We start from the raw sequence: 17673 nt of genomic DNA, 5'->3' as shown, positions 1-17673 counted from the left end.
AATCGTAAATAACCCGCATTACTGCTACAGTTTTATCACTTTCGTGTCATAATTACTTGCTTGTCATAATGGATGCTATGTAAAGATTGCCATAGTATTCATATGCAGCGTCTGTATCGGAGGCCCATGCCTCACCGCTCATATCCTCCAGCATGCCTTCCCAGTTGCCGAAGTCTGTAGAACCGCCGTTCACAAAGATATCCGGCATATTGTCCGCCTGATAGTAGCCCTTGAGGGTACCCTGGATATCAATACCGCCGCCCATGGACTCGATCTCAACCGTAACACCGGTTTCTTCTTTATACATCTCAGCCAGCTTCTTCAGCTGAGAGTCTATCTCGATCTTGCCGTTAACCAGACGGATCGAATCACCGGAACCGCCGCCTGATGAACCAGAATCAGACTCGGAAGATGAACCGGAGTTCCCTGCGTCTCCGCCTGATGAACCGTTATCTCCGCCGCTTCCGCAAGCTGCTAAACTCATTACCATAGTTGCTGCCAACAATGTTGCAATTACTTTCCTCTTCATTATTTTCCTCCTTTTTTGTGCGGTGCCACACAATATTTTTCGACCTTTTGCGCATAAGGTTTTCTATGTAATTCATGTTAACACTTTTTTCACAAATGTCAATACCTTTTGCACATAAGTTTCAAAAAAACATAAAAAAAATCACCTTTTTATGCATATTTGGCATCACTTTTTTACATTCTCGCTAACTTGTGCATGAAAATAACACTTTTTCCCTCTGATTTCCGCGCAAAACATACAACATTTTACAACCCGTCCCATTTTTCAACGTATTTTTCAAAAAAAGAACCGGCCCTGCCTGCTGCCGGCAGGTATCCGGTTCTTTTTCTCATACGCCCTCGTCCGCGTCTCTTCTGTTTTCCTTCTCGCCGTCTTCCGGCCCGCACTGCCCGCGCCGCTTCGGACATCTGCGGCTCTACACCACACGGTTCTCACTTTCTTCCTCATCCGGCATTTCGTCCCCGGACTCCGCTGCCTGGCCGACTGCCCTCACGCTGTCGCGGATCACCAGCTCTGTCGGGAGCTTCACGTCCCACTCCGTGAGTTCCGTCCCTTCGATCATCTTCAGCAGATATTCCACGGCAAGCCGCCCCTTTTTCGTCACGTCCTGACCGACGGTCGTCAGCGCCGGACGCACCACCCTGGACATCAGGTTATTGTCAAACCCGGTGAAGGACAGATCCTCCGGGATCCGGACCCCCCGGTCCATAAAATAATTCATCAGCAGCACCGCATAATAGTCCGAGCAGCACATAAACGCCGTATAATTCTTGCACCGATAGTAAAGCTCCCTCAGGCTGGATTCCCGCTCCACCGTCCCCGGATGAAAGATCAGCAGATTCTCCTCCTCCATCTCCAGGCCGCTGTCCGCCAGCGCCCTCTGATATCCCAGATAACGGGTATAATCCACCCCTTCCATATTATCCGCCAGAAACGCGATCTTCCTGTGTCCCATCTCCAGCAGATACCGGGTGATCGCATAAGCGCCCTCTTCATCCTCCAGCCCGACATTCACATAATTCATGATCTCCCTGGGAGCATAGCTGTCGATCAGAACCGTAGGGTTCTTGTACCGGCTCTTGATCCGGATAAAATCATCGTGGAGCATACCCACCAGGATCAGCCCGTCCACATTCCATGTCAGCACATTCCGGATGATCTCACTGATATCGTTGGACGTATAGGTCATCATAAAATATCCCCTCGCCCGGATCTCCGCTTCCAGCGCCCCGATCAGCTCTCCGAAAAACGGATCCGTAAACAGGTTGATGTACTTATCCTTCCTGCACTTAAACGCCACACCGATGATCTTGGAGCTGTTCTGTGTCAGACTCCTGGCGCTGATATTCGGCACATATTCATATTCCTCCAGGATCTTTTCCACCCGTTCCACCGTCTTCTGTGAAACCTCGCTCGTCTTCCCATGAATCACATTCGATACCGTTGTAGTACTGATTCCCAGCATCTCTGCCATGTCTTTAATTGTTATCATATCCTGTCCCCCAATAAAACTCGCCTGGAGCTGCCCCGCGCAGAATGAACATTTTCTAACTGTACGGTACAGTTAGAACATTTTTCGGAAGCGCTCCTTTCCCGCAACCTTATTTCATAAGATTATACCATCAACCCCCACCAAAACTCAATATCATTTCTTCACTTAAAATCATTTATTTTTTTGTACATATTTTTCATGCATTTTTCTAAGATGAAACCCGATTCCAAATTTTGTTACTATTCGCAGTAACAAATTTTTACACACATTTTCATTTTTTTCTTGACAAACCGTCTCCGGGTTGATATACTAGTCAAGTACTTGCGGCGGCAAGCCGCAGCACAGGGGATTGGTCAAATGGTATGATAGGGGTCTCCAAAACCTTTGGTGGGAGTTCGATTCTCTCATCCCCTGCTTTTACTCAGACATGAAGATGCTCGGAAGCCTTGTTTTTTAAGGGTTTTCGGGTATTTTTATTTTCTCAGGTTTTTGCCGTTCCAAAAACTTAATCAAAATCTTAATCATACAGATATAAATCGAGTGCTGTTGATTCTTTTTCCAACTTTCATAAATAAATTGGTTTGAGGTTTTTCCAAAATTCAGAAAACAAGGACATGGAAAAAGCATTATCGACTTTCTTTTGTCACAATATGAACCATCCATAACTTCTTGTATTTTTTCGTGTCGGTGATCTCTGTATCAAGATCATTTTCAGTCATATATGAAGTGATCACATGCTCAACCGCTTTCAGTTCATTTTCAAGCTCTTCTTTCATAACCTTCAAATTTCTTAACTCCTGAACCTTATTTTCTAACTCTTTTTTCGTAATACACATATCCTTGTACCTTCCTTTTCTTATATTTAATTTGGTGAGTAGCAACCCCTAAAGAATCTTCTGGACTATTCCTCTCTTGTCTCGATATCGTCACCAATATATTGTTTTAGGTTTGTGGATGCTTTCGGCTTGCCCGGTTGCTTAATTGAAGAATCAAAAAGAGTGTAAAGCCCTTGATGATTCAATAAAGACTTTACACTCTATATAATACTAATTATTTAGTTTCTATTTTGGGTTCCGCCGTTTCAACATATTTTATAATTTCTATGATTTTTTCGGCAGTCATCCCTTCGGCTTCCAATTTCTGGATTAAGTTAACAACTTCTTTTCCAGTCACAGAATCGCCTCCCTTCTATATGGAAAATATCGTCCCATGAGATATCTCCATTATATCAAAAGGATTTTTTTGTGTAAAGCCTTTATTCACTGATTCTTACGCTCATTCCACCTCCACCGCGCTCCCAACTCCGTCCCGGCTTCTCAGCTTCGTCACCACAATCTTCCGCTCAATTCGCTCCTTGAGCTCCGCTACATGGGAAATGATCCCTACCATGCGGTTCCCTTCCGTCAGCCCGGCCAGCGCCTTTACCGCCTGGTTCAAGGCCTCCTCATCCAGAGAGCCGAAGCCCTCATCCACAAACATGGCATCCAGCCTGATTCCGCCCGCGCAGGACTGGATCTCATCCGACAATCCCAGCGCCAGAGACAGAGACGCCTGAAAGGACTCCCCGCCGGACAGTGTCTTGACGCTCCGCTCCGTGCCGTTATAATGATCAATCACATTGAGCTCCAGTCCGGCCTTCTCCCGCTTGCCGTCCCCGTCCTCCTGCCGCTTCAGTTCATACTGTCCGCTGCTCATCGTCATCAACCGCAGGTTCGCCCGGCGCAGGATCCGGTCAAAATACGTCATCTGGATAAAGGTTTCCAGCTCAATCTTCCGCTTCCCGGTCAGAGTCCCGTTGGCCGTATCCGACAGCGCCTTCACCCACACATATTCCTGCTCCACGGCAATCATCATCTGCTGTCGGTCACAAACCGCCTCGTAAATGTCCCGGTTCTTCTTTCCTGCCGCATACCGCTCCGCTCGTTTCCCAGACAACCGCGCCTTTTCCTCTGTCCATTGCCGCTTTCTCTCCAGTATTTCCTCTGCCTCCAACGGTTCCTCCGACTGCTGGGCTTCCAGCGCCTGGACCGCAGCCTGCAGCGCCGTCAGCTCTTCCCTGCGCCTCTGGAAATTCTGCTCCGCCTTTTCCCGTTCCTTCTGCAGGAAACGCAGCTTCTCCCGGATCTCCCCGGCCTTCTCTTCCGCTTCCTCCCTGGTCTGCTCTCCCAGGATTTCCTCCAGATCCTCCCTCTGTTCCTTCCAGAGCTTCCGCTCCGTGTCCATCCGTGTCAAAAGAAGCTCCGACCGACCTGCTTCTTCCTCCTCCCGGCGCATTTCCTCCTCCAGCTTTGGAATCTCTTTGTCCAAATGTTTTTTCCGTTTTATGTTTCTTCGGTTTTCCGCAATCCCGCTCTCCAGACCAGCCAGCTCCAGGTCCAGCAGCTGCCCCGCTCCGGTCACCGTCCGCAGCAGATCATGGTCTCCCATTTCCGCCGCATTTCCATAAGAATCTCCCCAGGGCATCCCCGGCGCAAGAAGAAGCGCTTCCATCTGCTTCCGGTTTTCCCCACGCCGGGACCGCAGGATTTCCAGACAGCTGCTCTGCCCCCGGATCGTCTCCCGGCATTTTTCCAGTTTCTTTTCCAGCTTCCGGACCGTTTCCAAAAGTCGGCCGCGCAGTTCCAGGTCCTTTTGCGCCTGCTGCTCCCGGAGCGAGATTTCTTCCAGCTGTTCCGCCAGACAGCAAAGCGCAGATTCAAGCGCCGCTTTCCGCTTCCCGTCCGCTGCGGTTTTGAAAGCAGATGCATCCTCCGCCTCCAGAACCGCGGCTCTCACATCCGCGCCCTTACTCTTCCGCCTTGCGTCCTGCTCCGTCCGTGCCTCCTCAATCCGGCCCAGCCTGTCATCCAGCTGCTTCCCCAGGGCCATACTCCGCCCCGCCAGCAGATCCACATCTGCCCGCAGATCCTTCCCCTGCTCGCCAAGCCCCGCCAGACGCCCTTCCAGCGCTTCCGTCTCCTGCTTTCCGGCATCATACCGCTCTTTTTTCTCCTTCGCTCCTTCCTGCTGCTTCTGCAGCTCTTCCAAATGCATTTGCAGGTTCTGCCGCATCTCAGCCAATCGCCCGGCATTCACAGCCCCGGCATCCCGCACATCCTGTTCGATCACAGAAATTCCCGGCGCCGCTTCTCCGTCTGCAAACATCTCCGCCTTTTCTGCCTCAGCCCTGCCGCTCTTCATTCCCTCTGACGCATCTTCGCGCCGCCGCGCCTCACCTCCGGGTGGCTGCGCCGTGCCTGCATACAGCCGTTCCCCGTCACCAGACAGCCTCTCGCCTTCCCCGGATAATCGCGTCTCCTCTCCAGACAGCCGAAGCGCTCCCTCTCCGATCCTCAGCAGTTCCCCTTCCGTCTCATCCATCTGCTCCGAAAGATGCCGGATCTCTCCGCTGAGTTTCTCCACCTTCCGCTCCGCTTTCGACAGCACCTTCTTCTTCTCGTCCAGCTCCCTCTTCTCCGGCACCTCTCCGGCCAGTGCCGCCGGCTCCGGATGATGCAGCGCCCCGCACACCGGGCACTTCTCCCCCTCCTTCAAATGCTCCGCCAGCATGCCCGCCTGGGCATCAAAAAATCTCTGCTCCAGCTCATAATACGCATTCTGCAGCCGCTTCCATTCCTCCACAGCAGCTCCATGATTCTCCCGCTGCTTCTCCCGCTTCTTCTCATACCCCTTCCAGCGCTTTTCATGCTCCAGAAAATCCTCCAGCACCTGTTTCTGTCTTTCCGCCCGGTGCCGGTACTCCATCTCCTCGCTCTCCGCATTTTTCAAAGGCCGCAGCTCCTCCTGCAGCTTCCCCAGCATTTCCTTCCATGCCCGTTCCTGCTCCGTCAGCCCGGCCAGCGTCTCCTCCGCCTTCTCCTGCTGCCCCCGGACCTCATCCCATTCCCTGCGGCACGCTTCCAGCTCCGCCTTCTCCTTCTCCAGCCTTTCCCGGCTCCCGGTCAGTCCCACCAGCACCGCGTCCCGGTCCCGCAAGCTCTCCGCCTGCTGCCCGGCCTCCTCCAGTTCCCCGGCCAAACTCTTTTCCTGCGCCAGCGCCCTTTCCCTGGCCGCCTCACGCGTCTCCCGTTCCGCCTGGATCTCCAGGTACTGCCCGCCCTGCCGCTGCAGTCCTTCCCGATGCTTTTCCATGCCTTCCTTCCGGTGCAGAAGCCGCTCCCGCTCCTCTCCTGCGGTTTCCAGCGTTTCCTGCTCCCTCTTCTTTTCCCCGATCTCCAGCTTCAGGGTTCCCACGCGCAGCACTGCCTTCTCCCGTTTCTCCTGTTCCTCGGCAATCCGAACCGCCTGCAGTTCCATTTGTTCCTGCAATTTTTCCATAGCATGGTATCTTTCCAGGTTTTCCTCGGCCTGCCGGATCAAGGCTGCCAGCTCCTCTTCCTCGGCCCCCGACTGCAGGGCCTTCTCCCGGATCTCCCCGGCCTGCTCCAAAGCCTGCCGCTTCTCCTTTAAGGCTTCCCGTTTTTCCTCCAGAAGTACCGCTGTCTGCCGAAAATGCTCCGCCTTCCCCAGAAGCTGGTCCTCCTGCTGGATCTTCTCATCCAGACCGGACAGCTGATCGTCCATCTGCTCCAATGCCGCCCCGTCCTGCTCCAAAAGCTCCTGGAGAAGTTCCAGGCCTCTTCCTACCCTGCCTTCAAACTTCACCTTGCGCAGGCTTTCCAGTTCCAGGCTGATCTCCGGGCTGCCCTCACAGACCGCCCCCGACAGATACTGGCTGATGCTCCTGCGGATCTCGTCATATTCCTTCCATCGTTCCTTCGCCGCGTCCCGGAGCCGGTTCTGCACCTCCTGGTACAGCCCGGTATGGAAGATCTGCCGGAAGATTTCCCCCCGTTCCTGGGTTCCCGCCAGCAAAAGCTTTTGAAAATCCCCCTGGGCGATCATGGCGATCTGGGTAAACTGCCGGTAATCCAGCCCGATCACCTCCTCCACCGCCCGGGTCACCTCACGCATCCGGGTCACCGGCTGCCTGCCGTCAAAAAAGGTCAGCTCCGCGTCCGCCTTCTGCATCGTATACCCAGTCCCCCGCCCCTTGGGCCGGAGATACTCCGGATTCCGCCTGATCCGGTACCGTTTTTCCCGATAGACAAATTCCAGTTCCACGAAGGTGGGCGCCTCCTCCCCGGCATATTTGCTCCGAAACATCCCCGCTTCCCGCACATTTCCGCTGGCCTCCCCGTACAACGCAAACGCGATTGCGTCAAATATCGTGGTCTTTCCCGCTCCCGTATCCCCCGTAATCAGAAAAAGCCCCCGATCCCCCAGCCTGGAAAAATCAATCTCCGTTTTCCCGGCATAAGGTCCGAAAGCACTGATCGTCAGCTTTTGTGGTCTCATAATCTTTCCTCTTTTCCGTATACATTAATAACGAATCGTGAAAAAACAGGATAGCACATTCTCTGCGCTATCCATATAGATACGTTATTCCTTAATCTCATCAATATCCGTGAGATTGACGCCTGCCACGTTCAGTATTGCCTTTAAAGAAAGATATTTCTTTTTTAACTCGGCATACGTTTTTACTGCATTTTCCTCTTTTGCAATTGCCATATATCTTTGTATCTCCTTAAAATCATCTATGGCTGTTTTTGCAATTTCCAAATTAGTTGATGGCATTTCCGCACCTCCCTTTTTTGAAATGTATACTGGTTTTCTATTGCTTTCATTATATCATAGGATATCCATTTTCACCAGAAAATTGATATCTTTCTGTGAGCAGCAGTTACAGGTCACACCTTGACCAGGCGTGCCCTGTAACTCAGGCCGTCATTTTAAATTGCCTTCGGCAATGGGCGGCCTGAATAGCAGCTTTTATGTGCATCCTCCCGACCAATCAGCGTGGTGATTGGTCGGGGTGTGACATGTAACTACAGTTGTTACAGGTCACACCTTGACCAGGCGTGCCCTGTAACTCAGGCCGTCATTTTAAATTGCCTGCGGCAATGGACGGCCTGAATCCCAGCTTTTATGTGCATCCTCCCAGCCAATCAGCGTGGTGATTGGCTGGGGAGTGAACTTGGCCGGACGTGACCTGTAACACATCATCATTCAAGAATGCCTCTCTCCTGCACCTTCCGGATCAGTTCCCTGACAAATGCCTCCTGCTTCTCGCTCATCGCCTGATTATTCTGCAGCTCATAAAACTCCCCGAACAATTCCAGCTCCGACTTTTGCTCCACCTCACAGGCCCCGCTCACGTCCCCGCTCTCCCGGGTCCGCCTGTTGTCATATTCCAGCCGCATCAGATTCGGATAAATAACCCGGAGCTTCTGCAGCCCGTCCGGCACATCCTCCTCATCCGTCAGCGTGATCTGCACATAGTCCTCCGTATTCGTATCCTGATAAAAAGACCGGTCCGTCACCTCCATATAAGTCCCCCGAATCCGCCGCATATCCCGCAGAGGCTTCAACGGAATCCTCCGGATCTCCACGTTCCCCTTTTCCTTAAGCTCCGCCACCGTCACCGACTTTTCCTGCTCCGCCTCGGAAAAAGAATATTTCAAAGGAGTCCCGCAGTAGCGCACTGTCTCCCTGCCCACATGCTGGGGACTGTGGAGATGCCCCAGTGCCACATAGTCAAACCCGTCAAATACAGCCGCGTCCACGTTATCCAGTCCGCCCACCAGGATCTCCTCCGACTCGCACCGGGCCGCACCGGTCACAAACTGATGGGCCGCCAGGACATTTCTCACAGACGGATCGATCTCCATATGCTCCACCGCCGTCCGCACCGCATCCTCGTAGCTATCGATCTCCTCCGACTCAAAGACATGCCGCACCGCCGCCGGCTTCACAAATGGCAGCAGATACACCCGTACCTCCCCGAAGGAATCCTCCAGCGAAATAGATTCCACCTTCCCGTCATACACCGGCGACAGATACACGCCCCTGCTGGAAAACAGCCGCGCTCCAAATGCCACCCGCTCCGCCGAGTCATGGTTCCCGCTGACCGCAAAGACCGGAACCCCCATCTCCGCCAGCCGGGTCAAAAATGCATCCAGCACCCGCACCGCCTCCGCCGGTGGCACCGGCTTGTCATACAGATCCCCCGCCAGGATCACCCCGTCGGCCCTTTCCCTCTCCATAAGCTCCAGGATCTGCGCCAATATATACTTCTGATCCTCCAGCATGGAAAACTCATTCACCCGCTTTCCGATGTGAAGGTCCGATAAATGTATGAATTTCATGAATTTTTCTCCGTTCTCTGCTCTGCGGCTCTAATTCAGCCTCTCCCGCAGCACTTCCACCTTACACTCATGCCGTTTCGTCCTGTCATCCTTATCATAGGCAATCCCCACCGCCAGGATCCGCCCCGTATACTCCGGCTTCTCTCCGATCTTCCCCTCAAACCGGAGCGCATACTGCCGCTCCTTGATCTGCCGGATCGCGTCATCCGCGGTATGATTCACCTTCAATTCCAGAATGATCGCGTCATCCTCCCGCCGGAACGGATAAAAGATATAGTCCACATATCCCACCCCCGCCTTATCCTCCCGCTCCATCCGATAATAATCAATTGCCTGCAGATAGGCCCACTTGATGATCGAGGCCAGCTCCGCCTCATTGCTGTAAACCTGCAGAGGGCTCTCCGTATTGTGTACAAACTGCAGGATCTCCGTCATCGTTTTCGTATCCCCGGCCTTCGTCGCCATCAGCATCCGGCCGGACTGCCTTGTCAGGCGGTAAACATTTCCCAGGGAGGGCTCCCTCTGGACCATATCCGCAAAACGCCCCATCAGTTCTTTATTGGGAATCGAAACATATCCATCCTCATAATTCAAAAATCCATAAACCACCATCGCCGAAAAAATCTCATCCTTTGTTTTCAGCTCCATGGATGTAGCCGCATATTCCTGTACCCTGGCCGGAACCGGAATGTCCGCGATCATCAGCCCCACATCCTCCTTCACCTCATCTGCATTTGCCCCGATATAGTAGAACAGCTCATCATACGGCCCCGAATTGGTCCAGTAATTCCCCAGATTATTATTGGACAGCGCAAGCACCACCGACCGTGGATTATACATACGCCGCCCCCCTTTGGTATGATACCCGTCATACCAGAGCCGCAGATCCTCCCTGGTGATATTCTGCTTCCCCGTTTCCTGCGCCTGGTACCGTTCGTAGAGCGCATCCACCTCTTCCCCGGTAAATCCAAAATATTCGTTATATTTTTCCTCATTCACCATGGTATACTCACAGAACATATTCAGTTCGGAACCGCTGAAGTACTTGGCAATCGGAAGGATTCCCGTCATGTACGCCATCTCCACATACGCCTTATCCTTCAAAAGGTTGCTTAAAAACTTCGTAAAATCGTCCTTCTCTTCCTCCGTCACAAACTTCTGATGATAAATATAGTCCCACTCATCCAGCACAAAAATAAACTTGTCCCCATTGCCGTATTCAAACACCTTTGTCAGCGCGTCCCATACAGAATCTTCTTTTTCAATCTCTATCTCAGGATAAGCCATCCTCAGATCACCAATCAGCCCCTTTTTTATTCTAGAAATATATTGCTCGTAAGATCTTCTGTTTTCCGGCAGTTCATTGAACATAATATGAATCACATTATGCTGGTTCAAATGCTTTTGAAACCACCCATAACTGGCTGCCTTTAAATGAACAAATTCTTCACTGCTGTCTGCTCCCTTGCCAAAAAAAGCCCCGATCATATTCGCCGCCATCGTCTTTCCAAAACGCCGCGGCCTGGTCACACAGAGGTATTTCATCTTCTTTCCCCGAAATGCGCCTGTCTCCTCAACCGCATTCCCCTTCTGTTCCAGAATCCGCACAATTTCATCCAGCATCTCCGTCTTATCGATATAGTATGTCATCGCGCAGTCCTCCTGGAACAGAGAATACGCCCTTTTTCCGTTCAAATAGATTCCCATACAGCCGGCACACTCCTTCCCCGGTACAGCATTACACGAGTAACCCGGTAAATCCACATTTTCTACCCTGTCAATCTATAGTTTAACACACTTACCTCCGGCTTACTATGAAAACTTTTCCGTATATTTTCAAAGCATGAGTATATCCTATTACCGCAAAAAGCATCCGATTTTAAAAACTTTTTGTATTTATACTATAAAAATTTTATTTTTTTATCAAGAAAAACTGGGGCTGTTGCACCAGAGATCAAAAAATCTCGGATGTAACAGCCCCTTTTTCTAAAAAGAGTAGTTTTTTATTGAAATTAGAGAGGTATTCCCCGTTGTTTTTTAGATGAATGCACTTTCCCAAGCCTTGCCACGAGACAGAACCTGAATCTTTTGACTGGTCTATTTTTATGCGCTTTTCTTTATAGGAAACAGGTGATTCCCGGTTCTGTCTCCCTGAATCTTATGGTGCAGCTTATTGATGTTATGCGCAAATGCCAAAAGTATCGCTTCTGCTTTCACATTCTGGCTCCCACGGTATAAAAATCTCCGGAATCCACTGTTCTGTTTTAGTTCCCCGAAGGATCCTTCCACCTGGATACTTCGATTCATCCGGAGTTCAATCCCTTCTTCGCTTTCAATCCGTTCCAGATCTGCTTCCCGATATTCGAGCAACTTTTTTGATACATACAGGTTCTTATTCCTGTCCTGGTCTTTTCTTTTTGTATTCGGGCTTTATGTAAGATTTTCCCATTGTGGCACGTGTAGGTATCCGCTGCTTCGTCATACTCCATGTTTTCTGCCCGGCCGATGTCTTTTTTGTATTTCCTTGTTTTTGAGATCTCGTAATTTGCCGGTTTGATGTATGCCAACTTCCCGCCGCCGTCCAGATACCCATATTTTTCTTCGCTTTCATATCCGGAATCCGTGACTACTTTTTGATAGGAAAAGCCAAGATTCCCTTCCATAGATTTCAAAAATGGAATCAATGTTGTGGTATCCGCGGGCTGCGGTCCCAGTGTCAGCCATACAATATATTCACTGTCTACGCCGTGCTGGAGATTATATCCGGCCTTGAGCTGTCCGTTTCCCATAGCGTCTTCTTTCATCCTCATAAAAGTCGCGTCGTGGTCCGTTTTGGAATAACTGTTGCGTGTTCCGCAGATATGCAGCTTTTTCGTATATTCTTTTAGTTTTTTCAAATATTCTTCCAAAGTCTCAATGCTTTTTTGCAGGATATGTTTTCGTTTCCCAGTACCATGGACGAATTCAATTCCTTCTGATTCTTTCAATGCATACAGTTTCTTCCGCAGCTTTTTTACACGCTTCATTTTCACCTGGTTCTGATACACCACCTTGATCCCATAAGTCTCCTCACAGAGTTCTACAAAGGCAGCCAGTTTCTCCAATAATTTTCCCAGGTTCTTACTGACCGCTTTCTTCCATACAAAAGTATATTTGTTGGCGCATGCTTCGATCTTTGTACCGTCTATGAAAATGGTTTCTCCGGACAATTCTCCCAGTTGATACAGGAACTGGGACACTTCTGCCATGATCGGCTCTGCGCAGGGACCGAAATGCAGGGTACGAAACCTGGCAATGGTGGAATAATGGGGCGCTTTTGCCCCTTCCAGAAGCCACATGAAATTAATATCCCGGAGACAGGCCGCGGCAATCTCCCGACTGGAATAGAGATGATTCATGTAGCCATAAACCAAGATCTTGAGCAGTTGACGCAGTGTCGGTTCGTTTGCGTGCCCCTCCCGGCAGTAAGTCCGATATAAATCTCCTAAACATCAAAAATAGGGCTGAAGCACTATATTAGTGCAACAGCCCCGGCCGAACCTTTCCGGAACGGATCCGATAAGTCCGTGCCCTCTGCTCCTGTGTAGGACCTGTCTGTAGAGAAATCCAAACCAGAGTGTTCCGGCGAAGCATAGCCCTTGCTGCGTCCGATTATCGTTTCTTCACCCAGCGCCAGCGTAATATTGAAATCGATCAGACAGATATCTCCCAACGGAGTCAGTATCAAATTCGCCGGTTTGATATCACTGTGAGTATAGCCATGGGGCAGGTCTCCGTGAATCGGACTGTGCAGATAAGAAAGAGCCTCCAGAAGCTGCCTCCCCCATCGGATCACCTGCACCTGTGAAAACGTCTCCCCCCTCTTCAACAGCTTATCAAAGCTCTCCCCTTCAATATAATCCATAACTGTATAAACCGTCTCATTTTCCACAAAGAAGTCATACACCTGCGGAATATACGTATGGCTGAGATGCTTTAATACATCTACTTCGATACGCAAAAGCTCCGGGCATGTGGATATCTGTCTTTTATCCGCTTTTAGAGCTACTTTTTTATCCAGACGCTGATGATACGCCAGAAAAACGTTGCCCCCGCCACCGGAGCCAATCTTCCTGATAATTTGATATGTACCAGCTATAATCTCCGACATATATTACTCTCCGACTTTCTCTGATTTTATCTGCATATTTTTGTCATCCCGTACATAAGCTCTATATAGACTCAGGAACCTCTTCCTTCGCTTTCATTGCCGCTTCGCCTTTCTATAATTCCATAATCAATATGTATTATCGTTTTTATTATATGTTTTACGTAGTAAATTGCAATAGTAATTCACTTATAATTAGCAAATATACCTGCAATGTCAGGTTGGTGCGGGTTACAATAATCATGTTGGTGGCGCATATGTCACAGATTGTTTACATGAGTCTGTGGCAAGTAACACAGTTTTTCAATCATAAAAACACTTGCAGTTAAAAAAATTGAAGAGCGTAAACTGTGTTCAATATCGTCTGGAACGCAACTGGTCAGAGTATCAGCTGGCTGAAAAATCAGGACTTACGCAGTCTACGATTTCTTCCTGGTACCGAAAGAATATGCTTCCGACGATTCCTTCTCTCAGTAAAATCTGCGATGCCTTTGGAATCACTTTATCTCAATTTTTTCTGGAGGACAATGACAATGCTACTTTGATCAATGAACAGCAGTGTCAGTTACTTCACTATGCTTCAAAACTGGATTCCCAGCAGTATGAAGCGCTGATTACATTTCTAAAGCTTCTTTGATTCCGGCAACTATGCAGATTCACGATCTAACCTGACACATACTATAACGGCATCCGACTCATTTTATACTTGCCTGCGGCAAGAAGCCGGATGCCTGACACACTTCCTCTTTTCACTCTTTACTTGTTTTAACCGTCTTCCCATATTCCTCATCTAACTGTATATTCAAACGAATTTTTCTAATATACGGTAAAACGCAATATACAATTCCTAATAACAGTGAACATGCTGAAACCAGCATTCCACCATAATACAGCGCTTCGTCTGTCAGCCAATCCATATGCGAATCCTTTCTCATATTTGAAAATCATGACTCATATGTTCGTATTATCGTTATTACTATACGATAATACAATTGATTTGCAATAAAATATTGATATCGGTGTAAAATAAAGAAGAAGTCGTGTAAAAGCAAGTAACATTTTCTGTTTTTCTGGCATAAATTCAAATCAGTTATTCACTCCATACTCTCTGATGGTATCTCTTGCATAGTGCTCTGGAGGAGCACAAGAAAAAAATCTGATTGAACAGTTGAAAATATTTTCCTTGTTCAATCAGACCGTTATGTCAACTGCTTGTCACAGTTCCTCTTCCGATTTCAATACCGCTTTCCAGATCTCTATCTTTTTTATTTGTTGTGCCAACAATAATTTCTGCATCAGCACCGGACTCTTCAAGACATACTCTATTACCAACACCATTTTTTTATATTCTTGTTCCGGATATATACAACCATTCACAAGTAATTCCTTATGATGTACAGTATTTTCAAACCCCATGATCAGCAGGTTATTCTGATGTGCCGCATTTACCGCATCATATATTTCATACCTATGATTAATATCCAGATAAAAATCACATCTGTCCCATAAAGTATCCAGCATTTCCCGGCTCACACATGGATAAAGGTTTACACTTTCCAGTTCTCCTAATTTGTTAAGCTTATCTGACATTAATGTATGCGCCGCAATGTGGAACGTCATGCTGGGCAATTCATAGACAAGCTCCTTTATTTTTTCAATCTGATCTGATGCCGTCAAAATCAGAGCTTCTGCCTTTGTTTCGTTTTGAGGATAATACTCAGGTATCGCATAAAATCGTAACCCATTTTTCCCACCCAAATCTATATACTTATTTAGCAACTGCTCATTCGGAAAACACGCAAAGTCCCAGTTCTGCTTTTCTTCCGGCTTTATTCGCAAAGCATCTAGCATTTTTTCATCCTGCACAAATATCATTTTCTTTTCATTCCGGCTCACTTCTGCCACATTATACTCGATAAATTCTGTACGAGAATTAAAAAATCCTTTCACGTTTCCCTTTTCCACCAAAGTAACCACATCATTTCCTGGTTGTTCCACAATCACTTCCTGATTGTTATCCGAATAAAATACTTTTGATTCCACATTTCCATCTTCATCACGGAATTCGCTCGCATACTTCAAGCCATACTTATTATAAAGGTCAATCCGGTATATCCAACCATTGTCGGTATGCCATTCTATCCGCTGAATGCTTCTCTTTTCCAGTGGAGCCATATATTCGGCATCTTCGCTATCTGCCGCCGGATTACCTGCGCTTACAGCAGCATTTAAAGCTTCCCGCAAACCTGATCGCCCACACCTTTGTTCACAAAAATAAACTGTTGCCCTCTCACACCCCATGTAATAAATTCCCGCAGTTGCGCCATTTGGACGAATCTCCCAGTATTCAGGTATTACTAAGGAATCATAAAACAATTCCTTTTCCGCATGTTCATTACAATTTTGATTTGAAATATAATATTCATAAGGCGAAGATACTCCTTTGGGTAAAAATGCATTGTCCTCAAATACAACAACACCTATCTCCTCACCCAGACAGTGTATTGTCACTCGTAGTTTCTCTATATCCTCTGTATACTTATTAGAAAAAATGATCATTTCCTATCTCCTCGAAATCCCCCACATTTCATGTCAAACCTTATAAATGTTAAAATTGTTCATCTACCCATTCCCATAACTTTCCATATTCTTCATATTTTGTTTTCTTCTTACAACGCAGCAAATCATTTTTTGCCACCTTTTTCAGCAATTTGCATCTTTTAGGATTCCCTTCTTCCAAATAAAATAAAATTGCCTGCTTAAGCATCTTAAAAGTTTCCTTTTTTGTATAACGCATCAGTTCACCTGACAATGTATTATCACCGATACTTCTATCCCAATCATAAGAAAAATCATTCAAATAACAAATTTTATCAGCATAAGACAACACATACGGTGTCCATGCCAAATCTTCATACGGAAATATAGGAAACATATGTGTCTTTACAAGGGAAGCATTATATAATTTATTCCATACAACAAGACCAAGGTCATTTCTCATATACGCTACGAAAAACTCGTCTGTTGTCATTGCAACATCTTCTTTCAATGCGTACTGTAAATACTTAATATACCCAGCATTAGTTACGGTATATGCAGATGTAACTGCAATTTCGCACTTATTCCTAATAATAGAATAATATAGTCTTATTATCATATCAGGATGAATCATATCGTCACTATCCATAAATCCTATAAAATCACCTTGGGCAGTCTCTATCCCTCTATTCCTTGCAGCAGAAACACCGCTATTCTCCTGATGTATTGCTGATACATTTGAATATTTTTCAGCATACCACTCAATAATATTAGAGGTAAAATCTGTACTCCCATCATCCACAATGATAATTTCCAAGTTTAAAAAACTCTGTGCAAGAGCATTATCAATTGCTCTCGCAATACCTTCTTCCGCATTATAAGCCGGTATCACCAAACTTACTACCGGTTTATCAAATCGTCTCATACATAAACGTATTATTTTTGACTCCGCTATTATCACCTTACCTTTCACTGTATCGGAAAAAGCTTTCAAAACAAAACCAGTTTCTTTCTGGTAGCCTTTAATCAAAAAATAATGCTGATATATATTTCTTGTTTCACACAGTTTTGTTCCATACTCGTCATATATCAAAAAGCCATCCGTTTTTCCATTAAAAGTCCACGACAAAGCAAGATTTTCATTATAAGATTCATACAATACTGCAGTCAAAAATTCCCCCTCTATTGGAATTACCCTGATGTCAGGAATGCTACAATAATACTTTTTTAATTCTTTTGTCAGCATTTCCTTCTGCCCTTTTGTTGACACGATCATAAAGTCAAGCGCCTCAGAATACTGAAACCAATAATAATAGTCTTTATCCTCCGCAAAATCATATTTAGCTGGAGCCATAGCCACAATACTAGCTCTCTTCCCAAATTCAAATATAGCTTGTATAAATTTATTCGGTACAGAATAATCCAAAAGGACAGTATCCTGCTCCAATAAATCCAGTCTTTTTATAAATTCCGTAACAAATTGTAATCTCTTATAGACTTTGCCATCTGGAAATAAAAACGTCTCTTCTTCGCCTTCAAAAACCTGATCATACGCCACAGAAGCATCACTATTATAAAACGTACGTCTTACAAGCTTCGCATAACAGCCATTTTTTGAAATGGCTGTTATATACGAATTACTATAAATGATCCGGTCTGTATAAACCTCCATACGAATAAGCGAGCGGTCTCGGAAACTCTTTAAAGCCCATATTTCCGCTCTTTTTCTGTTTTTCTTTTTTATCTCTTCCTCCAAACCTCGGAGAAAATATTTTAATAA

Annotated in this window: 12 protein-coding genes, 1 tRNA gene and 1 pseudogene; 2 read left to right on the top strand and 12 right to left on the bottom strand. The window is 47.2% G+C overall.

Features of this window, described 5'->3' with window-relative positions; genetic code table 11:
• Positions 1 to 52 precede the first annotated feature (52 nt).
• Positions 53 to 529 (bottom strand): extracellular solute-binding protein, encoded by a 477-nt coding sequence (locus tag ACTOY7_RS20065; protein ID WP_482672558.1) that lies wholly within the window; start codon positions 527 to 529, stop codon positions 53 to 55.
• A 415-nt stretch (positions 530 to 944) separates the two neighbouring features.
• Positions 945 to 2021, bottom strand: coding sequence for a LacI family DNA-binding transcriptional regulator (locus tag ACTOY7_RS20060; RefSeq protein WP_482672375.1), 1077 nt, complete (start codon positions 2019 to 2021; stop codon positions 945 to 947).
• A gap of 343 nt (positions 2022 to 2364) precedes the next feature.
• Here ACTOY7_RS20060 and ACTOY7_RS20055 point away from each other — a divergent pair.
• Positions 2365 to 2435 (top strand) — tRNA-Trp (locus ACTOY7_RS20055).
• 212 nt (positions 2436 to 2647) lie between these two features.
• Here ACTOY7_RS20055 and ACTOY7_RS20050 read toward each other — a convergent pair.
• The 8 genes and pseudogenes from ACTOY7_RS20050 to ACTOY7_RS20015 all read right to left on the bottom strand — a co-directional run bounded on the left by ACTOY7_RS20050 (position 2648) and on the right by ACTOY7_RS20015 (position 13358).
• The gene (locus tag ACTOY7_RS20050) at positions 2648 to 2857 is read right to left on the bottom strand and encodes a hypothetical protein (RefSeq protein WP_160284025.1); all 210 of its coding nucleotides are present in this window, start codon (positions 2855 to 2857) and stop codon (positions 2648 to 2650) included.
• Positions 2858 to 3071: 214 nt separating this feature from the next.
• On the bottom strand, positions 3072 to 3194 hold the full coding sequence (locus tag ACTOY7_RS20045) for a hypothetical protein (protein WP_004072613.1): 123 nt from the start codon (positions 3192 to 3194) through the stop codon (positions 3072 to 3074).
• A 102-nt stretch (positions 3195 to 3296) separates the two neighbouring features.
• Positions 3297 to 7358: an AAA family ATPase gene (locus ACTOY7_RS20040; protein WP_482672376.1), complete on the bottom strand. Its 4062-nt coding sequence runs from the start codon at positions 7356 to 7358 to the stop codon at positions 3297 to 3299.
• Between the two features lie 84 nt (positions 7359 to 7442).
• Complete coding sequence (locus tag ACTOY7_RS20035; RefSeq protein ID WP_160284023.1) at positions 7443 to 7637, bottom strand: hypothetical protein; 195 nt, start codon at positions 7635 to 7637, stop codon at positions 7443 to 7445.
• A 428-nt stretch (positions 7638 to 8065) separates the two neighbouring features.
• Complete coding sequence (locus tag ACTOY7_RS20030; protein ID WP_482671936.1) at positions 8066 to 9208, bottom strand: exonuclease SbcCD subunit D; 1143 nt, start codon at positions 9206 to 9208, stop codon at positions 8066 to 8068.
• Between the two features lie 30 nt (positions 9209 to 9238).
• Positions 9239 to 10915, bottom strand: coding sequence for an AAA family ATPase (locus ACTOY7_RS20025; protein ID WP_482671935.1), 1677 nt, complete (start codon positions 10913 to 10915; stop codon positions 9239 to 9241).
• A gap of 396 nt (positions 10916 to 11311) precedes the next feature.
• A pseudogene (locus tag ACTOY7_RS20020) lies at positions 11312 to 12696 on the bottom strand (IS1182 family transposase); the annotation flags it as partial.
• 23 nt (positions 12697 to 12719) lie between these two features.
• Positions 12720 to 13358, bottom strand: coding sequence for a serine/threonine protein kinase (locus ACTOY7_RS20015; protein WP_160284342.1), 639 nt, complete (start codon positions 13356 to 13358; stop codon positions 12720 to 12722).
• A gap of 331 nt (positions 13359 to 13689) precedes the next feature.
• Here ACTOY7_RS20015 and ACTOY7_RS20010 point away from each other — a divergent pair, with 331 nt between their 5' ends.
• Positions 13690 to 13992, top strand: coding sequence for a helix-turn-helix domain-containing protein (locus tag ACTOY7_RS20010; RefSeq protein ID WP_160284341.1), 303 nt, complete (start codon positions 13690 to 13692; stop codon positions 13990 to 13992).
• A gap of 578 nt (positions 13993 to 14570) precedes the next feature.
• Here the strand turns inward: ACTOY7_RS20010 and ACTOY7_RS20005 are convergent.
• Together ACTOY7_RS20005 and ACTOY7_RS20000 are read right to left on the bottom strand one after the other, a co-directional pair.
• Entirely contained in the window at positions 14571 to 15914 is a 1344-nt protein-coding gene (locus tag ACTOY7_RS20005) for a glycosyltransferase family protein (protein WP_160284339.1), read from the bottom strand.
• 49 nt (positions 15915 to 15963) lie between these two features.
• A partial coding sequence (locus tag ACTOY7_RS20000; protein ID WP_482672761.1) for a glycosyltransferase family 2 protein occupies positions 15964 to 17673 on the bottom strand: 1710 nt, incomplete at its 5' end.

It is taken from the genome of Schaedlerella sp. (assembly GCF_056796775.1).
This window is presented reverse-complemented; position numbering and strand designations above follow the sequence as displayed.